Source organism: Arthrobacter sp. efr-133-TYG-120, assembly GCF_030209785.1.
GTDB lineage: Bacteria > Actinomycetota > Actinomycetes > Actinomycetales > Micrococcaceae > Arthrobacter.
Genome location: NZ_JARVRI010000014.1, coordinates 55756 through 74004 on the forward strand (window position 1 = coordinate 55756; position 18249 = coordinate 74004).

Below are 18249 nucleotides of genomic sequence, written 5' to 3' on the forward strand. Positions count from 1 at the left end.
TTGGGGGAAGAAGAGTGAAAATTTGGAGCCTGGCCGTCGTGGCCGCGACGGCGTTCGCCTATCTGGGCGCTGTGCCTGCGATGGCGGCACCTTCGGAAGTTCTGGACGTGAGCGGGGTGCCCGTTGGCGTGGTGGTTGGTTCCGACGGCACTGCGTATGTCGGCAACTATGGAGCGGCCGGCGGCATCAGTGTGATACCGCCCGGAGACGCTAAGCCTTCCCGGACTATCACCACGGGAGGATATACCTCCGGCCTGGCATTGGCCCCGGACGGCACCCTGTACGTCGCGGAACGGGACAGCGCCAGCAATCAGTACGACGTGGGCGTTATTCCTGCTGGCGCGAGCGGCGTGGCCCGGAGAATTCCGGTTTCCCCGGGGAGCCATCTGATCGCCGCAGGACCTGATGGGACGATCTATGTTCCGAACCACTCGGAGCACACCGTGTCGGTCATTGCACCGAACGGATCGACCGTGGGCCGGACAGTACCCGTCGGAGCAGGGCCGGTGGAGGTCGCAGTCACGAAGGACGGCACCGCGTTCGTCGCGAACCAAATCGCAGGGACGGTCTCGGTCATTCCTTCCGGAGCGAGCGCCGTCTCACGGACCATTCAGGTTAGTTCGACACCCGGCAACACCGAGAACCCCCACGGGATCGCGGCCGGGCCCGACGGAACAATTTACGTCACCAACATCAGTTCCGATCGGGTAGCTGTCATCAAGCCGGACACTGATACGGTCGCATACCGTATCTTCGTCCCGGGAGGCCCCCAAGAGGCAGCCGTCGGGCAGGACGGAACCCTGTACGTGACCACTGTCCAGGACCGTGTGCTGTCCGTCGTCCCGCCGGGCGCAACAGCTGTGGGATCCTCCATTCCCACTGATAAGAACTCCGGCCATCTGGCTGTGGCTCCGGACGGGACGCTCATCGTGACGAGCCCGGGCAAGGGTACCGGCGACGGCTCGGTGTCCCGATACTCCGCCATCGCTCCGGGCGCAACAACCTCTGCAGCCTCGAAGCCCGCGTCTGCGGCCACCACTACCGGAACGCAATCCGACGACGGTACTGTCAGCCCCTGGAGCATCATCACTGCAATCGGCGGCGCCGCCGCGATAGTGGCAATCGCCGTCGCAGCCTTCATCGTGGCCTCGGGACGCCGCAAGAGATCCGCCCTTGGCGACGGCGGCAAGCCTCGATCTGCAACCTAGGGGTTGCTCTTTCTTTAGGTTAATGCAACCCTGTAGTTGCAGTAACTGACTGAAAGGAACAGAATCATGACTATGACTGCAAACCAGGCCTCCGTCGTCGACGCCGGCGAGTTCACCGTGAGGCGCACCATCACCATCGCAGCACCAATCGAGAAGGTTTGGGCCGCGATCACCGAAGCCGAGCACATCGCGCGATGGTTCGGACAGACCGCCGTCCTCGACGACGTCGCCGTCGGCGCCGGCGGTGTCTTCTCTTTCGAAGGATACGGCGCCTTCCCGGTGCGGATCGAGGAGCTCGACCCACCCCGAATGATTGCCTACCGCTGGAGCAACGACGACGCGCGCGGCACCCAGCCCACCGAGGTCGATCCTGAACGTTCGACCGTTTTCCGCTTCACGCTTGAAGCGCTCGACGGCGGAACGCAGCTCACCGTCGTCGAGACCGGTTTCGACACGACGAGCGATCCGGCGTTCAACATGGAGAGCCACCGCCAGGGCTGGGACTCGGAACTCGACGAACTGGCCGCTTATGTCGAGGGTGGGTCGTGACCGCGAGCACCCTGGTTCCAGTGTTCGCCGCACTCGGCGACGAGACGAGGTGGAGCATCCTGGCTGCCCTCGGCGAGGGCGACGCATCGGCGTCGGCCCTCGCCGGGCGGCTCCCGGTCACCCGGCAAGCGATCGCCAAGCACCTCGCCGTACTGCAGGAAGCCGGACTCGTTGAATCGCTGCGCGTGGGCCGCGAACTGCGCTACAGGGTGCTCGGCTCACAGCTGAGCGAGACGGCACGCAGCCTCGAGCGCATCGGCGCAGAGTGGGACCGCCGCCTGGCCGCGATCAAGCGGATCGCGGAGGGACTGTAATTCTTCGACAACGGGCGCGCCTAAGTTGAGCGTCGGTTGCGCGCTTGGTGCGCCAGTTGGATGAATCCGTAGATGAAGGCGGCCTCGATGAGCACCATCAGTCCGAGCCACAGCAACTCGCCGGTGCCGATGAAGTCGATGATTCCGACGAAGACCAGAACGGTTCCGAGGACCAGAGTGTAGACGGCGAAACCAAAGGCCACCCTTGCGCTCCGCACGCCCGTCTGGAAGCCAAAACCCAAGGGTTCTCCTCCCGGATAGCCCTGGACGCGATCGTGTCCCGCGGGCTTGAGCCTGTCGAACTCATCCCAAGGATCCTGATCCTGATCGGCCATGGTTCCATTATCCCGCGAATGGCGCGGGGTGGCTTGGGGGCTTCGTCACCGTGTCAGGGCGAGGGCCCCACGCGTCACATTCGGGAAACGCTCGGGAAAGCCCTGAACAATGGGGGCCATGATGCCCGAAGAACTCACCGCTAGCCCGCGGGCCAAGGACACCGTAGCTGCTGGCGATCGACTGCAGAAAGCCGTCGCCCGAGCTTCCGCCTCGAAAGTACCCGAGGTGACCGTCTTGTTCTGGGTAGTGAAGATCCTCACTACCGGGATGGGCGAAACCACGTCCGATTTCCTGGTGCACAGCTTTGAGCCCGAGATCGCTCTGGGCCTCGGATTTGCGGCGTTGGTAATTTCGCTGGTCCTCCAGTTCCGCGTCCGCCGCTACATCCCTTGGGTGTACTGGACCGCCGTCGCGATGGTCAGTGTGTTTGGGACCATGGCTGCGGACGCTGTCCACGTCGGACTTGGCGTCCCCTATCTGGCGTCGACCCTCTTCTTCACCGTGGCTCTCGCTGTTGTCTTCCTGCTCTGGCACCGGAACGAGAAGACCCTTTCCATCCATAGCATCACCACCCGGCGTCGGGAGGCTTTCTACTGGGCCGCTGTGCTGACAACCTTCGCCCTCGGCACGGCTACCGGGGACCTGGCCGCCTACTCGCTGGGCCTCGGTTACCTCGCCTCGGGCATCATGTTCGCGGTTGTCATCGCTGTCCCGGCACTGGCCCGCTGGCGTCGCCTGCTGGCGGCGATCCCGGCCTTCTGGTTCGCGTACATCCTGACCCGGCCATTGGGGGCGTCCTTCTCCGACTGGACCGCTGTTTCTCCTGACCGAGGGGGACTCGACTGGGGAACCGGCCCGGTCAGCCTGGCCCTGGCCGCGGCGATAGCGGTCCTGGTCACGTTCCTGACGATCGGTTGGAAGCGAGCCCGCAAGTAGGGCGATCCACTGCAAAACGTTTCGTGCTGTTGTTCGTATGTCCTGACATATTTGCGTTAATTCTTCCTCGGGTTAACCCCGGATTCATGGGCCATGACCCACTCCTTCACCTTGCCCTTGGATGGTAGTTCCTGCCCTTGGGGGACTTTTCGGTTCAAGATGAAGGAACACCATGACCAACCGCTTTCTAGCAGCGGCCGCCGTCGCCGTTGTTGCAGCCACCGCTGTGACCGGCTGCGCTCAAAGCAGCACCGCAACGGCCCAGAACAATGGCGCCAGCGCATCCCCGGACAAGACGATCACCGTTTTCATCAGCGGGGACACGAACGTCCAGAACCTGTGGGAAAAGAGCCTTGTTCCCGCCTTCCAAAAGGCCAACCCCGGCTACAACGTGAAGGTCACCCTCGATCTGCACGGCGAGCACGATTCCCAGACCCTGGCGAAACTGACCAGCGCCACGGAGCAGAACAAGGAACCTGACTTCGACCTCGTCGATGGCGGCTTCGTTTCCAAGGCTTCCGCAGCCAATCTGCTGACCTCCGTGAGTTCCCAGACCATTCCGGCATTGAACGATGTCCCGCAGGACGTCATCAAGGCCGGCGGCACCGGTGGCATCCCGTACCGCGGCTCCGCGGTGCTCCTCGCATATGACACCAAGACGGTTGCCACTCCGCCGAAGACCCTCGACGATTTGCTCGCCTGGATCAAGGCAAACCCGGGCAAGTTCACCTACAACTCGCCCAAGTCCGGTGGGTCCGGCGGTGCATTCGTTGCCACCGTTTTGGACAAGTTCGTTCCGGCCGACGCCCGCGCCAAGATGACGGTGGGCTACGAGAAGGATCTCGAGAAGTACTGGGACCAGGGCTTCGCGACGTTGAAGGACCTCAACTCGTCCGTCTTCCAGGGCGGCGTCTACCCCAACGGCAACCAGCAGACCCTTGACCTGCTCGCCAAGGGACAGATCTCCATGGCTCCGGTGTGGTCTGACCAGTTCATCACCGGCTTGACCAACGGCCAGATCCCGTCCACCGTGAAGGCGACCCAGATCAGCAACCCGTCGTTCACCGGCGGCGCCGCCTACCTCGGCATTCCCAAGTCCTCGCCCCGTCAGGAAGCGGCGCTGAAGCTTGCAAACTTCGTCCTCTCGCCGGAGGCACAGACCATGATCATCAAGGAAATGTCCGGATTCCCGGCCATCAGCCTGGACAAACTTCCGGCTGATGTGAAGGACAAGTTCAAGGACGCAGACACCAACAACCTGCGCAAGGGCTACTTCGACCAGATGGGCAAAGACCTGAACAACCTCTGGGACCAGAAGGTTCCCGGCCAGTGACAACCACGCTTCACAAGCCGGCGGAACTGCAACAAACAGTTCCGCCGGCTCGTACCACGCGCCCCAAGCGCCTGGGCCAGCGCGCCGTCGGGTTTTTCATGGCACTGCCGCCGATCCTGTTGATCGCGATCTTCGTCGGCTTCCCGATCGTTCTCGCGTTCGGCTTCAGCATTGGCCTGACCGGCGGGTTGAACCACACCATCGCCACCATTGGCCAGAACGTGCACGAGGCGGACGCTTGGTGGGGAACGCTGGCCGCGTACCAGGAGATGTTCACCAACAAGCGTTTCCTCGGGGACCTCCTGGTCACCGTCATCGTGACGCTGGTCAGCACGGCAACGGTCATCTTCCTGGCCTTGGGCATTGGGCTCTACCTCAAGCTGAAAGGCGGTCGAATGGCCCGCCTCCTTTCCGGACTGGCGATCGTGCCGCTCTTCATCCCGGTGGTCATCGCCTCGTGGGCGATCCTGACCTTCTACTCCGGCACCGGTTTCCTCCGGAGCGTCTTTGCCCTCTTCGGGCTTGACTTCCCCGTGTGGGCCTTCACCATGGTCACGGTCATCATCGGCTCGGTCTGGACTTCCCTGCCTTTCGCGGTGCTCATGGTCTCCTCCGGACTGCAGTCCGTGCCGAACGCCATGATCGAAGCAGCCCGCGACGCCGGTGCCGGCTCCTTGCGCACGATCGTCTCGGTAATCGTTCCCATGGCCGCTGTTCCCATCATCATCGCGACGACGTTTACGGCCATTGGAATTGTTGGATCGTTCACGGTCCCGTACTTCACCGGGCCCAATTCACCGAACATGCTCGGAGTGGACATGTCCAACTACTTCTCTGCCTTCAACCAGCCACAGCAGTCGGCGGTCATGGCTTTCACTGTCTTCCTGATTGCCTCCGGAATCGCCGCGCTCTACGTGTGGGCGAACTTCCGTTCCGCCAAGGAACAGGGGAAAGTCTGATGGCTCTCCCTACCGGATCCCCGGCTGGGTCCCGCACCCGCCGGCCGCTCACGCTGGACTCGATTGTCCGCAGTGCGCTGGTGGGCCTGTTCGTGGTCCTCATGATCGTTTTCATCCTTGGCCCGCTGCTCTGGCTCGGCGTTCGTGCTTTCGCCGGCAACTGGACCTTCCCCAACCTCCTTCCCGATGACTGGACATTGCGCTGGTGGCAGGTGGTGGTCAACGACGGCGCGCTCGGAATCGCGGTGCAGAACTCCTTGTTCTTCGCCCCGCTGACGGTCCTTGTGTCTGCGATCATCTGCTTGCCCGCCGCGTACGCCTTCGCCCGCTTTGATTTTCCCGGACGCCGTTTCTTCCTGATCAGCCTGTTCGCGACCAACGCCTTCCCCAAGATGGGCTTGTTCGTCACCCTCGCTGCGCTCTTCTACGCCTTGAACCTGATGAACACGGTGCTGGGAATCCTCGTGGTGCACGTGCTGGGCACCGTGGTGTTCATGACGTGGATTCCGGCGGCAGCGTTCGCTGCCGTGCCGCGGAACCTTGAGGAAGCAGCGCGCGACGCCGGAGCCTCCACATTGCGCGTGTTCACTTCCGTGACTCTCCCCATGGCACTGCCCGGGATTATCGTCGCGGCCGTGATGTCCTTCCTGGCGTCCTTCGACGAAGCACAAGGAACGTACTTGGTGGGTGCACCGGCCTTCATGACCATGCCAACGCAGATGTACAGCCTGGTGCTGAACTACCCCACCCAGGTGGCTGCCGTCTTCTCGATCCTGCTGGCGATCCCCTCCGTGGCCCTCATGCTCGCGGCGCACAAGCACATCCTCGGCGGCCAGCTCGCCGAAGGCTTCCAGATCAAATAGCGCATCGCGCTCAATGTCAGACAGAGAACCCATGACAATCCATGAACCATTGACTGAACCACCTGCCAGCACAACAAGGCCGGGCACTCCGGCGTCGGGCGGTGGCCTGACCATCCGCGGCCTCCACAAGATCCTCGGCGGCCGCACCATCATCGACAACCTCGATCTGTCGGTAAAGGAGGGCGAGCTGGTGTCCTTGCTAGGGCCCTCCGGCTGCGGCAAGACAACGACGCTGCGCATGATCGCCGGTTTCCTGGAGCCGGACTCCGGCTCCATTGAGGTGGAAGGCCAGGAGGTCTCTCACCTCGGCGCGGAGAACCGCCCCAGCGCCATGGTGTTCCAGAACTACGCGCTGTGGCCCCACATGACCGTGGCCAAGAACGTCGGCTTCCCGCTGAAGCTCCGCAAAATGTCCAAGGCTGAGATCAAGGGCAGGGTGGAAGCCGTCCTGGAGTTGGTCAGCCTTTTGCACCACACGGATTCCAAACCGGCACGCATCTCCGGCGGCGAGCAGCAACGCGTGGCATTGGCCAGGGCACTCGTCCAGGAGCCCAAGCTCCTGCTCCTTGACGAACCCTTGAGCAACCTGGACGCGAAACTACGTGTCAAAGTGCGCGAAGACATCCGCAAGATCCAGCAGGAACTGGGCATCACCACGGTCATCGTCACGCACGACCAGGAAGAGGCGATGTCCATGTCGGACCGCATCGCCGTCATGAATGCAGGCCGGATCGAGCAATACAGCACCCCGGAAGCGCTCTACGCCCGCCCGGAAACCGAGTTTGTCGCCACCTTCATCGGAAGCATGAATCGCTTGGAAGGCTCGCTCGACGGCGGACTCATCACTGCGGGCCCGGACATTCTCGGGATCCGGCCCGAGGACGTCATCCTGGCAGACGCCCCCTTCGCAGGTGCTGTGCCGGCGACCGTCGAGAGGGTGGTCCCGCGCGGACACTTCCAGGAAGTGTACGTGCGCAGGGCCGACGCCCGGCTCCGCAGCTTTGTCAGCGGAGAGCTCATGCAGCCCGGCCAACAGACATATGCGGGGATCCGCAAGGCCATGACCTTCCGGGACGGACGCCTGGTAGGAGAGGCAGGTGCCGCACTGTGAGCAACACGATTGACACCAAAAGGACCCGGGCCGCGGCCCATCGGGGCGACTCCAGCAAATATCTGGAGAACACCTTGCCCGCCATAGCGTCAGCCATCGACGCGGGTGCGGACCTCGTGGAAGTGGACGTCCGGGTAACGAAGGACGGGCAGGTGATCCTGCTCCACGATGCCTCGCTGCTCAGGATCTGGAGCCTCGATGCGGACGTTGCAGACGTCGAGTATGACCGCATCAGGCAACTGGGCGCCGGTAAGGAACGTATTCCCCTGCTATCCGAAGCCCTTGAGCTCTTTCGCGACAGCCGGTCAACCTTGCTCATCGACATGGACGAGCCCGGCCCCGCGAAGGCGACTGCCGCCGTCGTACGCGAAAGCGGCATCGAAGTGGCCTGGTGCGGGAACCTGGACGGGATGCGGATCATCCGCGCCCTCGATAAGGATGCCCGGATCTGGCTGCCTTGGAGCAAGAGGACTGCCCCGCCGGAGGAGTTGCTGGCCGAACTGGGTCCCGAGTTCGTCAATTCCGAGCACGTGGTCCTCAGCAAGGGCATGGTGGAACAGATCCACGCCGCGGGAGCCAAAGTAGCGTGCTGGACCGTGGACAACCTGGAAACCATGCGCTGGGCATTGGGACTCGGCGTGGACTCGATCACGAGCAACCAACTGGACCTGTTGCAAAGCGCCATCGCCGAAGACCCACAGGCATGGACTTCGGCCCAGGCTCCCGGGGGACTGGCCGGAGACGAGGTCCTTGAGTCCCGGAAAGTCGCGTTGGAGCTGGCCGAATGGGCCGTCGGGTACATGCGCGACGCCGATCGCGGCCTGGTCTCAACCAAGGCGCACCCTGCCGACCTGGTCACGGAAGTCGATGTCGCCGTCGAGCGCCACGTCCGCGAAGTGATTGCGGCCCGCCTTCCCGGCCACACGGTGGTTGGCGAGGAAATGGGCGGAGTCGCCGTGCCCGGCGCACCGTGTTGGTACCTTGATCCCGTCGACGGGACCACCAATTACGTAAACCAGATTCCGTGGACGGCGTTCTCGCTTGCCTTGGCCGTGGACCGCAAGCCCGCGGTCGCCGTCGTCGCAGATCCCTGGCGTGGCGAGATTTTCGAGGGGTGGGCCGGTCACGGTGCGTGGCTCAACGGAAAGCCGCTATCGCTGGCTTCCGCGGGAGTTCCGACGTCGGCCCTGGCCGGAACCGTGGTGGCGACCGAACTCGCGGGGCACTTGCCGTGGCCCGGGATGCTGGAACTGCTCGCGGAGCTGGGCGAGCGGCACAGCATCATGCGGATCATGGGTTCAGCGACCATGACGGTGGTGGGCGTAGCTGCCGGGCGTGGTGCCGGGGCGATCATCGGGTGCTTCAGCCCGATCGACCACCTGGCGGCGACGCTCATTGTTCAGGAGGCCGGTGGCGTCGTCCTCAATTCCGAAGGCGAGATGGACACGTTCCCGGAAACCGGCGGGGTCCTTGCGGCCCGTCCGGAATACGCCGCCGAGCTTTACGAGCTGTGGAGGCAGGCCCATGCCGATGCGGGGGACTGAGCTTCTCGCCGCTCTTTCCGCACTCGACCGGCGGAGCCGCTTCAAGCTGGTCGGGGAGTTCAGCCTCGACTTTCCGACCCACCACCCGCAGGGCATGGCCTTCGCCAAGGGGCTGACGTTCTTGTCCTCCGTTGAGATCCTCGATGCGCCGCGCCCCGCGGCGGATCCGGCATTACGGACTCCGGGGCGGGGGAACGGGCACGTGTTCGTCCTCGGGCCGGACGGTGGGCTGCTTCGCGATATTCCCGTCGGCGAGGACGCGGCGTATCACCCCGGGGGTATCGATTTCGACGGCGACCACGTCTGGGTTTCCGTCGCCGAGTACCGGGCCGCGAGCAGAAGCACCATCTATACGATCGATCCGGGCACCTTCGAGGTCCGCGAGCGATTCCGGGTGGAGGACCACATCGGTTGGATCGTGCGCGATCCCGGAATGGACCTGGTGTTCGGCGGAAGCTGGGGTTCCCGGCAGCTCTACACCTGGAACACGGAAGGCCGCCTGGTGGATCAGTGGGAGAACCCTGGCCACTTCGTCGACTACCAGGATGCCCAGCTCCTCGGTCCGGGACTTCTGCTGTGCAGCGGGATTTCCCTGTTGCCGCAGGTTGATGGTGGTGTCCTTGAACTCGGAGGGCTGGCCCTGGTGGAACCGCTGCGGCAAAGAATCACGTGGGACGTGCCCATCGGCGTGTTCAGCGGCGCCGGTCACGTCATCACCCGCAACCCTGTCACCGTCACTGCGGATGAATCCGGGCTGCTGATTCACGCGGCGCCCGACGACGGCGACGACGACGGCGGCACGCGGATACTGAGCTACAGGATCATTTAACACGGCTGTGACAGAGCGGAAACGGGTCTTGAACCGGGCCTCGATAGCGTGGCCGCATGATCGTATCCATCATGTCCAAGGTGAGCGCCTGGATCGAAGCTGCCTACTTCTACGACGCTGCCGAGCTGGGGGCCTCCGGAGCCACTGAAACCACCCGCTACGGTTGGCTCCCGGCGCTCAGCGGTGTGGCCATTGCCGACGCCCAAGCGCGGAAAATCCGCGTCGTAGAGTAGCGAAAACCCCCGGGATTCCGGGGTTCTTACGTGGCCAAATGTCTTGTTGAACACACTATTCGTTGACGGCGTGTACTATGCCCTAAACTGCTTCACTGAGGTGCCTGAAATGGCACTATGCAGCAACGAAAGTGAACCACACCAATGGCTACCGATTACGACGCCCCACGCAAGACCGAAGAAGAGTCTCCCGCCGAATCGCTCGAGGCCCTTCAGGCATCGCGCGGCTCCGGTGCCCAGACTGCTGTCATCGACATCGACGAGAACGACACAGCCGAGGGCATCGATCTTCCGGGCGCCGATCTGTCCGGCGAAGAACTAACCGTCATCGTTGTCCCGGAGCAGTCCGATGAATTTACGTGTTCATCCTGTTTCCTGGTCCGTCACCGCTCGCAGATCGCGCTGGAAAAGAACGGCCTCAAGTACTGCCGCGACTGCGAAGGCTAAACCCCGCACGCAAATCAGCCCCGCACGACTGGAATCCAGCATCCCCAAACCAGTCGGGCGGGGCTTTTGCATGCGTAGGCCCATCGATTGCTCCGTAACTGTCGTTCTGAGCGTTCAAAACGACAGTTACGGAGCAATCGATGCCGGCAAGCGCTCCGACGTCGTTATCCGTGATAACGAACAGAGGCGCGAGACGGCGCCGAAACCCCGGAAAACCGCGGGAAGCAGACCGTTGAATTACGTCCTCGTGACCCTTCGCGAAGCCTGTTAACAGTTGGGCGCCGAAGCGGATACGAAGCTCTCTCAAGGGGCCGGACGCTCCTACGCTTGAGGTATCGGATCGCTCAAGAATTCAAGGGGAGTGGGCCCAAGTGAGAAGGTTTTACGCGTGGTTGGCAGCTTTGGTAGTGGCCGCCGGGCTTGGTCTAGTGGTTCCAGGGGAAGCGTCGGCAGCCCCGTATTGCGGGATCGCGTGGGGATCGTTGGCGAAGTCAAACCCCGCGCTGACCCAAGCGCAAGTGGTGAATGTCCGGACGGGGCAGCAACCGTGCTTTGACCGCCTGGTGATCGACCTGAATGGCGCCGTTGCCGGCTATTCAATCCGCTACGTTCCACAAGTACTCCACGATGGCTCGGGACTTCCCGTCGAGCTGAGGGGCAATGCGTTCCTGCAAGTCACGGTCAACGCCCCCGCCTATAGTTCCAGCGGCAATGCCACGTACAACCCGGCCGACAAGAACGAGCTCACGAACGTCTCGGACTACAAGACTTTCCGGCAAGTGGCCTTCGCGGGCAGCTTCGAGGGATACACGAGCCTTGGCCTGGGTGTCCGCGCCCGGCTCCCCTTCAGGGTCTTCACGCTGGCCGGTCCGGGAACGGGATCGCGGCTGGTGATCGACGTCGCGCACATGTGGTGAAGCAACTACAACAGAAGCCCTGCTCCGGGTGATGCCGGAACAGGGCTTCTGCCACGCTGAGAGTTGCTGGCTTATTCGGGAACCACGAGGGCCGGTGTGTCCTTGCGAAGGGTTTCGCCGCGGAAGAAGCCGGGACGGACGCGGGCCATGATCACCATGACCACCGCTCCGAGGGCCAGGATGCCCACGCCGATGATGAATACGAGGCCGACGCCGAAAATCTCGGAACCGCTGCCGAAGTCGGGGGACCAGCTGTCCACCGCCGTCTGGATGAAGACGAGGGTCAGAACCACGCCGCCGATCACCGGGAAAAGCAGCCGCATGAAGAAGTTGCGGACGCTGCTGAATACGCTGTGCCGGAAGTACCAAGCGCAGGCAAAGGCGGTCATTCCATAGTAGAAGCAGATCATCAAGCCCAGAGCCAGGATGGTGTCGTTGAGGACATTCTCGCTGACAACCTTCATGATCGCGTAGAACCCGCCGGAGATAGCCCCGGCCATGATGGTTGCGAATCCGGGGGAACCGAAGCGCTTGCTCACGGAGGAGAACTTCTGCGGAAGGGCGCCGTAGTGACCCATGGCGAGAAGGCTTCGGGCGGGGGAGGCCATAGTGGACTGCAGGGACGACGCTGTGCCTGCGAGTACGGCCAAAGACATGAGGATGGCCAAAGGACCCATCACAGGGGACGCCAACGCGGCGAAGATATTGGACTGGTTGTCCGGGTTGTTGAGCCCGATGCCGTCCCCACCAACGCCAGCCACCATCATGGTTGCGACGATTACGGCGACGTAGAGACCCAGCACCGCGATCGCCGTCGTGGTGCCCGCCTTGCCGGCAGTACCCTTGCCGCCCTTGGTCTCTTCGTTGACCGTCAGGCAGACGTCCCAGCCCCAGTAGACGAAGACCGCGAGGGACATGCCGGCAGCGAACTGCTCAAAGCTGCTGATCTTCGTGGGGTCGAACCAGTCCCAACTGAAGGCGATAGCCGTCGGGGTGTCGCCGGAGGAGGCATGGGTGAGGGCCATGACGATGAACACGCCCAAGACCACTACCTGGAATCCCACCATGGCGTACTGCACGAGTTTGGTAGCGTGAAGTCCCCGGTAGCTGACCCAGACAGCCAGTGCCACGAAGGCCAGGCACGTGGCGATGTTCAAGGCTTTGTTGGAGGTGAGGTCGGCAAGATCGGGGTTGCCGAAAACCTGGGCGAGAAAGAGGTAGAAGAAGTCCACCGCGACGCCTGCCAGGTTGGAAAGGACGATGATGTTCGCGGCAAGCAGCCCCCAGCCGCCCATCCATCCGATGAAGGGGCCGAAAGCCTTGGTTGCCCATGTGAAGGTGGTGCCGCTGTCCGGCGAGTCTGCGTTGAGCTCCCGGTAGGCGAACGCCACGAGGATCATCGGGATGAAGGCGACGATGAAAATCGCGGGGAGTTGCAGGCCTACCGCGTTGACCGCCGGGCCCAGTGAGCTGGTCAGGCTGTACGCGGGCGCCACGGAAGAAATACCAAGGACGACGACGGCGAGGAGCCCCAGCTGCCCCGTCTTGAGTCCTTTGCCGCTGATGCCGTGCTCGGTGCCGGCGGGATCGTGGGCCTCCACGGTTTTCCTGGCGCTTGGGCGGGTTATTTGAGTCATGTGCTTGGCTCTTTCTAGATGGGCCGAAGGTTGTTGCTGGGTGTTGCAGTGAAAGCCGTCTGCGGGGTCATCGAAGCTGATGGCGGGCGGGGGAGGTTGGGGCGCCCGGGTAGGTGGTGCAGATCATGATGGCTGTTCTCCGGTGAGACGGGAGTCACTAAATGAATGACGTTCATTTAGTATGGACGGGGAGAAGCCCTGGCGCAAGTGGTTTGACCAAACAATTTTGGTTCGGAGTGGAACTTCTGAGCGAGCGTCGGCCGGAAACGGCCCAAAAGTGAGCGAGCGTCGGCCGGAAACGGCCCAAAAGTGAGCGAGCGTCGGGGGAGGCCAAGCGGGTTTAGCGAGCCGCGATCCCGCGATCCTGGGATCCCCGCGGCTCAAGAAGGGACGCTCGCTCACATATGGGGCCAAAAGCGGTGACGCCCGCTCAGATCATCTGAGCGAGCGTCGGCCGGAAGGGACCCAAAAGTGAGCGAGCGTCCGGGGGAGGCGTGCTGCTTAGGAGCTCAGCTCGGCCCGGAGGGGGTATTCCTTGCTATCGAGGAGAAGCTGCGTGCAGCGTCCGGTTTCCGGGTTCAGCACGATCGGGGCCGCGAGATTTACCGTGGTCTTCTCCGGGCTCGGGTTGACCACCACCAACGTGGTTGCCAGCTCAGCCCGGTCCAGGCCGAGATCGTCCAGTGTCGAGCGGGGGATGGCGGGCGCGTAGCCCGGAACGTACACGACGGCCTCGGCCAGGAACATCCGGATCCGCGGGCTCGCCGACTCCATCGCGTAGAGCCCGGGGGCGCCGTCGATTCCCCGCAAGGCGAAGCCGCCGGAAGCTTCAAGCCCGGGCATGGGCGCGGTGAAGCTCAACGCCCGGAAAGCCTGTGCGGTGCTCATTTCAGGAAATCCATGAGCGTGGGCTGGAGCGTCTTGGCGGTGACCGCGAGGGCAACCTGGTAGTTGGTTTCCTGCAGCTTCAAGTCCATGACGACCTTTCCGATGTCTGCGTCTTCAATTCCGGAGCGCTGTGCGTCCAGCGAGGCCTTTAGTCCGTCGACGGAGTCCTGGGCGCGCATGAGCTTGGTCTGCCTGGCACCGACGTCCGCGCGTCCGTTGACAACCGACTTGATCTTGTCGCCGATCGCCGTCAAACGCCCGCTGACATCCGCGCCGGAGCGGATATCGGCGACGACGTTGCTCACCAAAGCGAAGACGGAGCCGGCGCCGTCACCGAAGATCGCACCGCCGTCGGCGTCTACCCGCACCGTCTGTGTCGCGTCAATCCGCCGTTCCACTGTGCTGCCTGGCGTTCCGTTGAAGACCGGTGGCGTGGCGTTGCTGAACGCGCCGGCGGAATCGGAACTCCCGGCGAAGACATTGCGGCCCAGGTACTGCGTGTTCGCCTGGGCCAGGAGGTCCTTGTTGAGGCCTTCGATTTCGACGGCGATCGCCTCCTTGGCGTTGCTGTTCAGGGAACCGTTGGCAGCCTGGACCGCGAGGTCACGGACCCGGTTGAGGATGTTGGTGGCCTGCCCGAGGGCGGAATCGGCGGTGGTCAGCCAGCCATTGCCGTCGTCGATGTTGTTCGAATACTGTCCGGCGGCACTGAGCTGGCTTTTCGTGGCGAGCAGGTTCGCCGTGGCCGCGGGATCGTCGGAGGGCCTGGCGATGTTCTTGAGGTTGCTGGCCTTGTCCTGCAGCGCGGCGAGCTTGGCCTGCCCGGCCTGCAGGTTCAGTTGCGCAGCCGCGGACATCGTTTGGTTCGTGACACGGTTCAGCATGGCTTACCTTCCCACCAATCCGGTGTGGTTGATCAGGACGTCGAGGGCTTCATCCACGGCCGTCATGGCCCGGGCAGCCGCCTGGTAGGCGTGCTGGTTGCTCAGGAGGCTGATGTTCTCCTCGTCGAGGCTGACGGACGCACCGGAGGAACGCTGCCCGACGGCGGCTGTGCTCGCCGCATCGGCGAGCTGCTGATGCTGCTGTGCCGATTGGGACGCCGTGCCGATCCCTGTGACGATTCCGGACCACAAGGCATCAGGGGATCCTTGCCCGGTGCCGATTTGGGCAACGGCGTCGGCGATTTTGCCATCGAGGGCGCCGGAGCCGGGGCTGCCGGTGGCGATTCCCGCGGCGCTCGTCGGGACAACGCTGAGGGACAGGGCCGCCGGGGCGCCAGGGGTGGTTGCGAAGAAATCGAGATTTGAGGTGCCGGTGGTGGACTGCCCGGTGCGGTGCACGGCGTTGACGTCGTTCATGAGTTTGGTGGCGAAGGCGTTGTAGGAAGCGGCGGCCTCGGAGATGGCCCCTCCCGAGCCTCCCGCCGTGGCGGGGGCAAGGAGGGAGACGGCGCCGGCGAGTTTTCCGCCGTCGAGGGAAACCGCCACACCGGGGCGATCGGCCCATTCCAACTGGACGGGTCCTCCCAGCGCCAATGTCGAGCCCGGTGCGCCCATGCTCGCCTGGCCGCCCAGCGTGAGCTCGCGGTGCGACGTGCCCGAGACGATGGCGTTGCCGCCCACGAAGACATCCACCGTGCCGTCGGCGTTGTCCCGGACAGTTCCGCCAGCCAAGGAAGCAATGGTTTCAACCACCTTGTTTCGGGCATCGATGATCTCGTTGGCTGAGCCGCCCGAGGCTGTGACGGAACGGATCGTCGCGTTGAAGCCGGCCACCTGGGCTGCGGCATCGTTCAGGGTTGCGACGGTACTTTGGGCTTCTCCTCGTATCCGGGTCCACTGGGAATCCAAGGCCTTGTATCCCGCCGACACCGCATTGGCAACGGTGGTGCCGGCTTGCAGCAGCACGCCGGCCGGGGCTGCTTCGCCTGGGTGGTTGGAGACTCCCTGCCACGAGGACCAGAAGGTCTGCAACGCCGTCGATATTCCGGCGGGCCCGGGCTCGTTCAGCGAGCCTTCGAGTTGCTGGAGTTGGGTGGACCGATAGCCGGCGTAACCGGCCTGGGCCGCGCTGGAGCGAACCCCGGCATCGAGGAAGCTGTTGCCCAGGCGGGCGATTCCGTCCACCGACACGCCCTGACCGGCCTGGGCACCCGCCGTGAAGAGGCCCGTGCGCGCGGGTGCGCCGACGGCGGATTGCTCGATCCGCTGCCTGGTGTACCCGTCAGTGCCGGCGTTGGCGATGTTCTGTCCGGCAACGTTGATGCCCTGCTGCGCCGCGGTGAGGCCCAGGTAGGCCGTATTGAGTCCGCCGAATGTGCTCACTGCTGTGTCCTTTGGGTGATCCGGGCCTTGAGGTGATCCGGCCTTTGCGTGTCCGTCTACGTTTGATGAGTTTCGGTCAGAATTGCTGGTCGAAAAGGCGGGACGGGGTTGAGTCTGCTGTCCCGCTTTGGGAACCGGTCCGCCCGTGGGAGTCGTACGTCCCGGCCGCCGGTTTCAGGTCCGCCATGGTTTCCTGGGTGGAGCGGACGGCGGCGCGAAGGAACTGCTCGTTCGAATCACGCAGCTCCTTGATGGCCGCGGTTTGCTGCTGCATCGCGTTCAGGTGCGCGGACAGGACATCAGCCCAGGCCTCTTCCGGGGCCGCTGTGACCAGCTCGCCCAGTGAAGACTCGGCAGGCAACCCCCATTGCTCTGCCACGGCCGCCACTTCCACCGCCCTTGCAAGCCCTGCCTTGGACAGGTGCCCCAGGACCTGCTCCACTTCCCGGGTGCCATGCGGCAACCAACGGGATTTGCCCGCCGTGAGGAGCAGTTGCTCTTCCTCCAGCTTGAATGTCAGCAGATCCAGTAGCTCACGTTCTCGCCACAGCAGGGCCGACAGTTCATGGATGGCCATGTCGGGTCAACTCCAGTTCCGGGTTGGTTTTTCGGGTGCGTTGCCGCGGGAAAACACTTCCCCTGTGCCTTCGCCGCGCTGAAAACAACTATCGGCTGCCGCGGCCCATGCGTTAGGCGTTGTTTATGCATGATTTATTCGCTTTGTCCAGTCAAGCGACGCGCGGCGGATCTTGAGGCCTGTGGCAAATTTTCCTGCGGCGTTTTGCTAACCAAAGGGGACCGCCGTTCCGATAACCAGAAGTGACAGGCCACGGACGGCCTGGAAGTACCAGCAGACCCAATCATGGAGGAATACATCATGGGCATGGCAATCAACACAAACCTGATGGCGAACAACGCTTACGGCAACCTCAACCGCACGCAGAACGACGTGTCCAAGTCGATGGAGAAGCTTTCCAGCGGCCTGCGCATCAACCGTGCAGCTGACGACGCAGCAGGCCTGGCAATTTCGGAAGGCCTCAAGTCCCAGGTCAGCGGCTCGGCAGTCGCCGCCCGCAACGCCCAGGACGGCATCTCGGTCATCCAGACCACTGAAGGTGCACTGACCGAAGTCCACTCGATCCTCCAGCGCATGCGTGACCTCGCTGTCCAGGGCTCGAACGACACCAACAACACCGCTTCCCGTGCGGCGATCAAGGGTGAAGGCGACTCGCTCGGCAAGGAACTGGACCGCCTCACGCAGTCCACTCAGTTCAACGGCATCGATCTGCTTAAGGGTGCGGCTGGAAACAGCGGCGCGTCCCTGAACATCCAGGTCGGCACCGGCGGCAGCGCCAACGACAAGATCGCCGTCAACCTCGGCGACGTCGCGACCGCCGTCGGAACCGGCGCTACCGGCCTCTCCGGCGCCGCGGGTGCTGCAGGCTTCAAGGTGGACACGAGCGCCAACGCCCAGCTGACCATCGCTGCCGTTGACACGGCCATCGCGGCCGTTTCCGCCCAGCGCGCCGACCTGGGTGCAACCCAGAACCGTCTGGAGCACGCCACGAAGACCCTCCAGGTCTCCGGCGAAAACCTGCAGGCAGCCGAGTCCCGCATCACGGACACGGACATGGCTTCGGAAATGGTCAAGTACACCAAGGCCAACATCATGTCCCAGGCCGGCACCGCAATGCTGGCCCAGGCCAACCAGTCCGGCCAGGGCGTTCTCTCGCTCCTGCGCTAAGACCTTCCGGTAGCTGACCGGTAATCAGCGAACGGCGGCCAGGACGGGAACACACCCCTGGCCGCCATTCGCGT

General features: G+C 63.5%; 20 protein-coding genes. 14 read left to right on the plus strand and 6 right to left on the minus strand.

The window, feature by feature from the left end:
- The first annotated feature begins 14 nt into the window (after window positions 1-14).
- The 3 genes from QRN51_RS08485 (at window position 15) to QRN51_RS08495 (ending at window position 2071) form a co-directional block, all read left to right on the plus strand.
- On the plus strand, window positions 15-1208 hold the full coding sequence (locus QRN51_RS08485; protein ID WP_284989453.1) for a virginiamycin B lyase family protein: 1194 nt from the start codon (window positions 15-17) through the stop codon (window positions 1206-1208).
- A 66-nt stretch (window positions 1209-1274) separates the two neighbouring features.
- On the plus strand, window positions 1275-1757 hold the full coding sequence (locus QRN51_RS08490; protein ID WP_284989454.1) for an SRPBCC family protein: 483 nt from the start codon (window positions 1275-1277) through the stop codon (window positions 1755-1757).
- Entirely contained in the window at window positions 1754-2071 is a 318-nt protein-coding gene (locus QRN51_RS08495) for an ArsR/SmtB family transcription factor (RefSeq protein ID WP_284989456.1), read from the plus strand. Before QRN51_RS08490 ends, QRN51_RS08495 begins: the two co-directional genes overlap by 4 nt.
- A gap of 20 nt (window positions 2072-2091) precedes the next feature.
- On the opposite strand, the gene QRN51_RS08500 is transcribed toward QRN51_RS08495, so the two are convergent.
- The gene (locus QRN51_RS08500) at window positions 2092-2406 is read right to left on the minus strand and encodes a hypothetical protein (protein ID WP_284989458.1); all 315 of its coding nucleotides are present in this window, start codon (window positions 2404-2406) and stop codon (window positions 2092-2094) included.
- Between the two features lie 118 nt (window positions 2407-2524).
- Between QRN51_RS08500 and QRN51_RS08505 the strand changes: the two genes are divergently transcribed.
- The 10 genes from QRN51_RS08505 (at window position 2525) to QRN51_RS08550 (ending at window position 11579) form a co-directional block, all read left to right on the plus strand.
- Complete coding sequence (locus tag QRN51_RS08505; protein ID WP_284989459.1) at window positions 2525-3343, plus strand: COG4705 family protein; 819 nt, start codon at window positions 2525-2527, stop codon at window positions 3341-3343.
- Between the two features lie 172 nt (window positions 3344-3515).
- A complete protein-coding gene (locus QRN51_RS08510) occupies window positions 3516-4676 on the plus strand; it encodes an extracellular solute-binding protein (RefSeq protein ID WP_284989460.1) in 1161 nt (386 codons plus the stop codon).
- Window positions 4673-5635 carry an ABC transporter permease gene (locus QRN51_RS08515; protein ID WP_284989461.1) on the plus strand — a complete coding sequence of 321 codons (963 nt, stop codon included), beginning with the start codon at window positions 4673-4675 and terminating at the stop codon, window positions 5633-5635. The genes QRN51_RS08510 and QRN51_RS08515 overlap by 4 nt, the downstream gene beginning before the upstream one ends.
- Window positions 5635-6498: an ABC transporter permease gene (locus QRN51_RS08520; protein ID WP_284989462.1), complete on the plus strand. Its 864-nt coding sequence runs from the start codon at window positions 5635-5637 to the stop codon at window positions 6496-6498. The genes QRN51_RS08515 and QRN51_RS08520 overlap by 1 nt, the downstream gene beginning before the upstream one ends.
- A 31-nt stretch (window positions 6499-6529) precedes the next feature.
- On the plus strand, window positions 6530-7609 hold the full coding sequence (locus tag QRN51_RS08525) for an ABC transporter ATP-binding protein (protein WP_284989463.1): 1080 nt from the start codon (window positions 6530-6532) through the stop codon (window positions 7607-7609).
- Window positions 7606-9153, plus strand: coding sequence for an inositol monophosphatase family protein (locus tag QRN51_RS08530; RefSeq protein ID WP_284989465.1), 1548 nt, complete (start codon window positions 7606-7608; stop codon window positions 9151-9153). The genes QRN51_RS08525 and QRN51_RS08530 overlap by 4 nt, the downstream gene beginning before the upstream one ends.
- Window positions 9134-9982, plus strand: coding sequence for a DUF6454 family protein (locus QRN51_RS08535; protein ID WP_284989466.1), 849 nt, complete (start codon window positions 9134-9136; stop codon window positions 9980-9982). Before QRN51_RS08530 ends, QRN51_RS08535 begins: the two co-directional genes overlap by 20 nt.
- A 56-nt stretch (window positions 9983-10038) precedes the next feature.
- A complete protein-coding gene (locus tag QRN51_RS08540; RefSeq protein WP_172465532.1) occupies window positions 10039-10215 on the plus strand; it encodes a hypothetical protein in 177 nt (58 codons plus the stop codon).
- Between the two features lie 144 nt (window positions 10216-10359).
- Window positions 10360-10662 (plus strand): DUF4193 domain-containing protein, encoded by a 303-nt coding sequence (locus tag QRN51_RS08545; protein WP_059388261.1) that lies wholly within the window; start codon window positions 10360-10362, stop codon window positions 10660-10662.
- A 371-nt stretch (window positions 10663-11033) separates the two neighbouring features.
- Window positions 11034-11579, plus strand: a complete 546-nt coding sequence (locus tag QRN51_RS08550; RefSeq protein ID WP_284989467.1) for an AMIN-like domain-containing (lipo)protein — start codon at window positions 11034-11036, stop codon at window positions 11577-11579.
- 71 nt (window positions 11580-11650) lie between these two features.
- On the opposite strand, the gene QRN51_RS08555 is transcribed toward QRN51_RS08550, so the two are convergent.
- From QRN51_RS08555 to QRN51_RS08575, 5 genes are all read right to left on the minus strand, one after another.
- Entirely contained in the window at window positions 11651-13216 is a 1566-nt protein-coding gene (locus QRN51_RS08555; protein WP_284989468.1) for an APC family permease, read from the minus strand.
- 501 nt (window positions 13217-13717) lie between these two features.
- On the minus strand, window positions 13718-14104 hold the full coding sequence (locus QRN51_RS08560; RefSeq protein WP_284989469.1) for a flagellar assembly protein FliW: 387 nt from the start codon (window positions 14102-14104) through the stop codon (window positions 13718-13720).
- Window positions 14101-14988, minus strand: a complete 888-nt coding sequence (gene flgL / locus QRN51_RS08565) for a flagellar hook-associated protein FlgL (protein WP_284989470.1) — start codon at window positions 14986-14988, stop codon at window positions 14101-14103. The genes QRN51_RS08560 and flgL overlap by 4 nt, the downstream gene beginning before the upstream one ends.
- Before the next feature lie 3 nt (window positions 14989-14991).
- Window positions 14992-16431: a flagellar hook-associated protein FlgK gene (gene flgK, locus QRN51_RS08570; RefSeq protein WP_284989471.1), complete on the minus strand. Its 1440-nt coding sequence runs from the start codon at window positions 16429-16431 to the stop codon at window positions 14992-14994.
- 76 nt (window positions 16432-16507) lie between these two features.
- Window positions 16508-17008: a flagellar protein FlgN gene (locus QRN51_RS08575; RefSeq protein WP_284989472.1), complete on the minus strand. Its 501-nt coding sequence runs from the start codon at window positions 17006-17008 to the stop codon at window positions 16508-16510.
- Window positions 17009-17308: 300 nt separating this feature from the next.
- Here QRN51_RS08575 and QRN51_RS08580 point away from each other — a divergent pair, with 300 nt between their 5' ends.
- Entirely contained in the window at window positions 17309-18175 is an 867-nt protein-coding gene (locus QRN51_RS08580; protein ID WP_284989473.1) for a flagellin N-terminal helical domain-containing protein, read from the plus strand.
- Window positions 18176-18249 lie beyond the last annotated feature (74 nt).